This is a genomic window from Phaeobacter sp. HF9A, assembly GCF_011806385.1.
Classification (GTDB): Bacteria; Pseudomonadota; Alphaproteobacteria; order Rhodobacterales; family Rhodobacteraceae; genus Epibacterium.
In genome coordinates, this window is sequence record NZ_JAATOX010000012.1 from 51,193 (window position 1) to 57,942 (window position 6,750).

Here is a 6,750-nt window from a genome sequence, read left to right on the forward strand (position 1 = left end):
CCGGGCGTGGCTTTTTTGTTGGCGCGGGTTGGCGCGACGGGCGGGGGCGTGCTGCGCGGCGGGAAAGGGGTCACTTTCCAGAGGCATGCAGCGCCGCGTATTCGCATTTCATCCAGCGCGCGGCGAAGTCATCCGCTGATACGGGGCGGCTGAAGTAATAGCCCTGCGCATGGGTGCAACCCAGTGCGATCAGCCGCTCTTTTTGCTCGCGGGTTTCGATGCCTTCGGCGATGACATTGATGCCCATGCTCCGCCCCATCGCAATGAGGGCGGCAACGATGCGGTCGTCCTTTTGGTCGCGGGGCAGGTTCTTGATAAACTGCCGATCCAGTTTGATCCGGCTGATTGGCAGGTCCTTGAGCATCGCCAGCGAGGAATAGCCGGTTCCGAAATCATCAATGGCCAGATCAATGCCTGTCGCGCATAGATCCTCGATGGCGTCGATAGAGGCCCGCATGCGGGGGAACAGGGTGCTTTCCAGGACTTCCAGTTCCAATTTGCGCAGGTCGATATCGTGCTTTTGCGTATTGCTCAGCAGGAGATTGCTGAAGCCGGGCTGCAACAGGGTCGCCGCCGAGACGTTGATGGAAATCTGATGCGTATCATAGCCTTCGGCCTTCCAGCGACCGATCTGCGCACAGGCGTGTTGCAGGACAAAATGGTCGATCACCGAGCTTAACCCGCTATCCAGCGCAAGCGGAACAAAACCGCCGGGGAACAACATGCCCTTCTGCGGGTGCTGCCAGCGCAGCAGCGCCTCGGCACCGACGCAGCGTCCGGTCCGCAGGTCGATCTGCGGCTGGTAGTGCAGCAAGAGCTCGTTATTGGCGATGGCATGGTGCAGGTCGTTTTCCAGCTGGAGACTCTCTTCGGTGCGGCGTTCCATATGCTGCGCATGGCAGCTGATCTGGCCGCGCCCCTTTGATTTGGCATGGCTCAGGGAGACCTTGGCCGCCTGCATCAGATCGCGGTAACTGTGACCATCCGCAGGGTATTGCGCGATGCCGATGCTGGCGCTCAATCGACAGGTCAGCCCCTCGGCGGTGACCTCATCGCCAAGGGCTGCGGCGATCTCCTTTGCCAGCTGTTCCAGGCAATCTTCGGCAGATAGGCGCTCCACGAGCAGCAGAAATTCATCGCCGCCCAGCGTGCCGATGGTCAGCCCGGGACGAGGGCTGGAGCGCAGCGCCGCGGTAAAGCGCATAAGGACCTGATCGCCCACCTCATCGCCCATATGGTCGTTGATGTCCCGAAAACGATCCAGATCAACCAGCATGAGCGCCAGTTGTTCGCCCTTGGCTGCGGCGCGCGCCAGGGCCTGGGTGATCTGGCTCTTGATGCTGAGCCGCGTATGCAAAGGAAGCGGAAGCGTCGTGTTCTCTGCGGCGGGGGCAACGCCGTCGCCTTTGGCCTGGCCATCCGCATGTCTCTCCTTGTTGGGTATTGGCTGCGGCCCATGGCGCCGGGTGGCGGGGGGCAGCAGGCGCGTGGCCTGGCCTTGTGCCGCCTGACGTCGCATGTGCAGAACAGTGCTGAGCAGATAGCCTCCGGCAAAGGCGAGAGCGACCAAACAGGCCAGAACCGCGACCATTGCAGGGGGAGACATCATCGCTATGCCCCCCGACGCACCTGGCACGGGGATCGCAAGGCGTATGGCAGGATCGCTCGCGCCATGTTGTGCGGTGGTCGCGGTGCAGGGCGACATATGCTCCTTAAAGAAGCTATGCCACGCAGTCTCGCAACCGCCTGTGCCCGTCCTCCTCCGCGCAACCTCTGATCCTCCTGTGTTCTGATTCAGGGTAGCGTAAGTGCTTATTATGTCAACTATAGGTTGTTGATCGTCTCGCCTCCCCGGCGGGCGTGCCGGTCAGAAGGCAATAAAACCCTTGCGCGGCGCGGGATGGCTTTGCAGTAGATCATGCAGGACCACGACGGAGGCACCATGGACGATCTGGATCGCCGGATCATCGCCGCACTGCAAGCGAATGCCCGGGAGAGCACAACCAAACTGGCGGCAAAGCTTGGGGTGGCGCGCACCACCGTTCACGAGCGGATCACCCGGCTGGAAGAGCGCGGCATCATTGCCGGCTATACGGTGGTGTTGCGAGAGGCGGATGAGGGCAACACCGTGATGGTGGTGGTGCTGCTTGAGGTGCAACAAAAAGACACCAGCCGCATTGTCAAACGTCTGGAGGCCTATCCCGAAATTCGCCAATGCCTGTCGATCAATGGCGAGTATGATCTGATGGTCTCGGCCGAGGCGCCCCGGATCGAGGATCTGGACATTCTGGTGGATGAGGTCGGGCGCATGCCGGGGGTGCAGCGGACCAATACGCTGGTGGTGTTTGGGCGTCGTATCGACCGAACCTGACGCTATGACGGAGCTTTCGTCGATTTGGCGGTAATCCGCGTCAATCCGACAATCCTCGCCCTACAATATGAACAAATGTCCCTGCATCCTCATAAAAAACAAGGAGGTGCGGGTCATATGCGATGGAATATCTGTATCGTCGGGGCGGGCAAGATCGGGCAGATGATTGCCACGCTGCTGAAAATGTCGCCCAACTACCAGGTGACGCTTGCGGATCACGATTTGGCGGCGCTTGGCGCGGTTTCTGACCTTGGGGTCCCAACCCGCCAGATCGACGCCAAGGATCCCGACGATCTGGCCAGAGGGCTGGCGGGGTTTGACGCCGTCATCTCTGCCGCGCCGTATTTCCTGACGCCCGCTATCGCCACGGCGGCCAAATCCGCCCGCGCGCATTACTTTGACCTGACCGAGGACGTCGCCGCCACTGACGCCGTGCGCGCGCTGGCCCAGGGCAGCGCGACCGTCTTTATGCCGCAATGTGGCCTTGCCCCGGGGTTTGTCGGCATCGCAGGCGCGGCGCTGGCGGCGGAGTTTGACACCTTGGACAGCCTGCACATGCGGGTCGGCGCGCTGCCAAAGTTCCCGACAAACGCGCTGAAGTACAATCTGACCTGGTCCACCGATGGGCTGATCAACGAATATTGCAATCCCTGCGACGCCATCGTCGCCGGAGAGCGAACCAAGACCGCGCCGCTGGAAGACTACGAACGCCTTGGTCTCGATGGGGTGGAATACGAATGTTTCAACACCTCGGGCGGGCTCGGCACCCTGCCGGAAACGCTGGAGGGCAAGGCGCGGGCCGTGTCCTATCGCTCGATCCGCTATCCGGGGCACTGCGATATCCTGAAACTGCTGTTGCATGATCTCGGACTTGAGCGTCGGCGCGACCTCTTGAAGGAGATTTTTGAAACCGCGCTGCCGCGCACCGATCAGGACGTTGTGCTGGTCTATTGCACCGCGCGCGGACAGATCAACGGCGCGCTGCGTGAAAAAAGCCTGATCAACAAGAGCTTTTCTCGTCAGATCGGCGATCAGACCTGGAGCGCGATCCAGGTGACCACGGCGGCCGGGGTGCTTGGCGTTGTGGATCTGGTGCGGCGGGGGCGACTGCCGCAACAGGGCTTCCTGCGGCAGGAACAAGTGGCGCTAAACGCCTTTTTAGAGACTGAATTTGGCCAGCTCTACCGGGCTGGTGACCTGGACCACATGACAATGGCGGCTGAGTGATGAAAGATATGACACAGACAGTAGACGACATTCTGAAAACCTTCGGCCTCGACGCGGGCATCCTCAGCGGCGGCACCCGTGCGGTGCATTCCCCGATCGACGGTCGCCTGCTGGCAGAGCTGAAGGACACCCCGGTCAGCGACATGCCCGCGATCCTCGCGCGCGCTCAGGCGGCCTTCAAGGTTTGGCGTCTGGTGCCTGCCCCCCGCCGTGGCGAGCTGATCCGCCTGCTGGGCGAGGAGCTGCGCGCCGCCAAGGAGGATCTTGGCGCGCTGGTCAGCTGGGAGGCGGGCAAGATCACCTCCGAGGGCCTTGGCGAGGTGCAGGAGATGATCGACATCTGCGATTTCGCAGTCGGGCAGTCGCGCCAGCTTTATGGTCTGACCATCGCGTCGGAACGACCGGGCCACAGCATGCGGGAAACCTGGCAGCCGGTCGGGCCGGTGGGCGTGATCTCCGCCTTTAACTTTCCGGTGGCGGTCTGGTCCTGGAACACGGCGCTGGCGATTGTCTGTGGCGATCCGGTGATCTGGAAACCGTCGGAGAAAACCCCGCTGACGGCGATGGCCTGCGCCAGGATCTTTGAACGCGCACTGGCCCGTTTCGGCGATGACGCGCCCGAGGGGCTGCTGCAACTGCTGATCGGTGATGCCGACCTGGGCAAGGCGCTGGTTGCAAGCCCGATGGTGCCGGTGATCTCCGCCACCGGCTCCACCCGCATGGGGCGCGCGGTCGCGCCTGTGGTCGCGGAACGCTTTGGCAAATGCATTCTGGAGCTGGGCGGCAACAACGCGATGATCGTCGCGCCCTCGGCGGACCTGGAAATGGCGGTGCGCGCCATTGTGTTCTCCGCCGTTGGCACCGCCGGTCAACGCTGCACCACCCTGCGCCGCCTGATCGTGCATAACTCGATCCGCGCGGATCTGGTGAAACGCCTGAAATCCGCCTATGCGGGCCTGCCCATTGGCGACCCGCTCGCCGAGGGCACCCTGGTGGGGCCGCTGGTGGATGAGGCCGCAGGCGAGGCAATGACGGCCGCGCTCCGTGCGGCGGAGGCCGAGGGCGGCACCGTGCATGGCGGCGCACGGGTCACCGAGGGCGTACCCGCTGGTGGTGTCTATATGGCGCCGGCGCTGGTCGAGATGCCAAGCCAGACCGCCAGCGTGAAGGAAGAGACCTTCGCCCCGATCCTCTACGTTATGGGCTATGACGATTTTGACCAGGCGCTGGAGATGCAAAACGACGTGCCACAGGGGCTCAGCTCCTGTGTGTTCACGCTCAACCTGCGCGAAGCGGAGGGCTTCCTGACCGCTGCCGGATCGGATTGCGGCATCGCCAACGTCAATATCGGCCCCTCCGGTGCGGAAATCGGCGGCGCCTTTGGCGGCGAGAAGGAGACCGGCGGCGGGCGCGAAAGCGGCTCTGATGCATGGAAAGCCTATATGCGGCGGCAAACCAACACGGTGAACTACTCGGCAGAGCTGCCACTGGCGCAGGGGGTCAAATTCGACATTTAACCGCGCTGGGGCTGGCCTGAAACAATGCCTCTCCGCCGGCCCCGGCGGGGAGGTTTACCTGTCGGCAGGAATCGCAAAGCTCTCCACCGGGGTGCTGACGTTGTGCAGCTTCACCTGTCCAAGCGGCAGCGCGTCGGCCTCTGCCTCCACCAGAATATCCTTCGAGACGACAATGCGGTGCCCGACGGCTTTGCCATAGTCCCCAAGCCGCGCCGCTATATTGGCGGCCTGGCCGATCACGGTGAAATCCAGCCGCTCCTGCGAGCCGATATTGCCATAGAGCACAGACCCTGAGGCGATCCCGATGGCGCAGTCCAGGCAGTCCTGGCTGGGGCAGGGCGCGATCTCTGCCAAGGCGGCGACAATCGCCCGCGCCGCAGCGAGCGCCTGCATGCGTGCCTCGACCGGGTTCTGACCTGCGGGAAAGACCGCCAGAACCGCGTCGCCGATGAACTTCAGCACCTCGCCACCGTTTTCATGCACCTTGTCGGATGTGGTCTCAAAGAACTGGTTCAGCAGCTTGATGTATTTGTCGCGCGGTAGCAGCTCTTCGAGCTTGGTGGAGCCACGCAGGTCACAAAACATGATCGCAGCGTCAATTTCGTCGCCATCGCCCCGGCGGATATTGCCGCCAAGGACCCGCGCGCCCGAGCGTTTGCCAACATAGGTTTCCAGCACCGCCTGCGCGTTTTCGCGCTGCATGAAGACCTCGTAATAGCGCGCGATCACCGCCGAACATTCAAAGATCAGCCCGAGATCCGCTGTGCTAAAGCCCCTGGGGGCGTCCGAGGCGGCGGTGAGCACATTGATCCGCCCATCCGAGAAGGGCAGCGGCATGGCGACATAGTCGGTCATGCCGCGGTCTCGCAGGTCCTTCAGGATCGGGAAATCCTCCGAGGGCACCGCAGCCGTCAGCCGATACCGAAGCCCGCCGAGCCCCCTGGAGACATGCCGCAGCGGCGAATTCTTGAATTCCGGCAGTTCGTGAATTTCATAGGACGGCGAGCGGGTGGTGACCCCGGGGTCGCCCTTTTCCCAGAGGTAGTGATGCCCGGCGATCCGGGGATGCAGCGCCCAAGCGAGGATGGTCAGGCGCGAGAGCGGCACGCCCTGTTCGTGCAGCTTGTCGACAAAAGCCTGGGTGAAGTCTTCGGGCGTGGGCAGAAAGGCCGCCTCGCGCAAGAGCCAGTCCACCAGCGGGCCAGAAATATTCCCGTAATCCGGCGCTTGCAGCCGGTTGTCGCCGAGATCCAGCCGATCCAGCGCCTCGGGGATGAAGCCGATATGCCCTTTGATCTGTCGCGCTTCCGGCAGGGTCTCGTCGTAGCTCCACACCGCATTGCAGAGCTCCTTTTTGCCCGGCAGGATCAGATCCCGGTAATGCGCGGTGCCCTTGAAGGGGCAGAAGGTGGTCTTGCCGCAGGCCTTGTCGATATCCACCCGCAGGTCTTCGCGCGGGAAATAGACCACCGGGGCGCGGCGGGTTTCATACATGACTTTTGCGCGGCTGCTCTGCGCCAGCGTCCTGTCTCCTTTTTCTTCCTCTTTCGCGCCATCCAGTTGTTCTCCCTTCCTTCCGTCCCCGTTGCGCGGCGGGATCTTTTTTTTCCTCCTCCCTCATGTCCAATGGGATAG

Annotated in this window: 5 protein-coding genes; 3 read left to right on the top strand and 2 right to left on the bottom strand. The window is 62.7% G+C overall.

Annotated elements, in window-relative coordinates; all coding sequences use genetic code 11:
- Positions 1–70: 70 nt before the first annotated feature.
- Entirely contained in the window at positions 71–1,609 is a 1,539-nt protein-coding gene (locus HCZ87_RS03925; protein ID WP_254868509.1) for a bifunctional diguanylate cyclase/phosphodiesterase, read from the bottom strand.
- Positions 1,610–1,918: 309 nt separating this feature from the next.
- On the opposite strand from HCZ87_RS03925, the gene HCZ87_RS03930 reads away from it, so the two are divergent.
- From HCZ87_RS03930 to HCZ87_RS03940, 3 genes are all read left to right on the top strand, one after another.
- Positions 1,919–2,371: an Lrp/AsnC family transcriptional regulator gene (locus HCZ87_RS03930; protein ID WP_254868510.1), complete on the top strand. Its 453-nt coding sequence runs from the start codon at positions 1,919–1,921 to the stop codon at positions 2,369–2,371.
- Positions 2,372–2,488: 117 nt separating this feature from the next.
- The gene (locus HCZ87_RS03935; protein WP_167642469.1) at positions 2,489–3,598 is read left to right on the top strand and encodes a saccharopine dehydrogenase family protein; all 1,110 of its coding nucleotides are present in this window, start codon (positions 2,489–2,491) and stop codon (positions 3,596–3,598) included.
- 8 nt (positions 3,599–3,606) lie between these two features.
- Positions 3,607–5,115 carry an aldehyde dehydrogenase family protein gene (locus HCZ87_RS03940; RefSeq protein WP_254868511.1) on the top strand — a complete coding sequence of 503 codons (1,509 nt, stop codon included), beginning with the start codon at positions 3,607–3,609 and terminating at the stop codon, positions 5,113–5,115.
- Positions 5,116–5,169: 54 nt separating this feature from the next.
- Here the strand turns inward: HCZ87_RS03940 and HCZ87_RS03945 are convergent, their stop codons facing one another.
- Positions 5,170–6,675, bottom strand: coding sequence for a DUF427 domain-containing protein (locus tag HCZ87_RS03945; protein WP_175582145.1), 1,506 nt, complete (start codon positions 6,673–6,675; stop codon positions 5,170–5,172).
- Between the last annotated feature and the right edge of the window lie 75 nt (positions 6,676–6,750).

Bases quoted from the DNA above. Each gene is read 5' to 3' on its own strand.
- HCZ87_RS03925 (WP_254868509.1), bottom strand. From the start codon at position 1,609: ATGATGTCTCCCCCTGCAATGGTCGCGGTTCTGGCCTGTTTGGTCGCT.
- HCZ87_RS03930 (WP_254868510.1), top strand. From the start codon at position 1,919: ATGCAGGACCACGACGGAGGCACCATGGACGATCTGGATCGCCGGATC.
- HCZ87_RS03935 (WP_167642469.1), top strand. From the start codon at position 2,489: ATGCGATGGAATATCTGTATCGTCGGGGCGGGCAAGATCGGGCAGATG.
- HCZ87_RS03940 (WP_254868511.1), top strand. From the start codon at position 3,607: ATGACACAGACAGTAGACGACATTCTGAAAACCTTCGGCCTCGACGCG.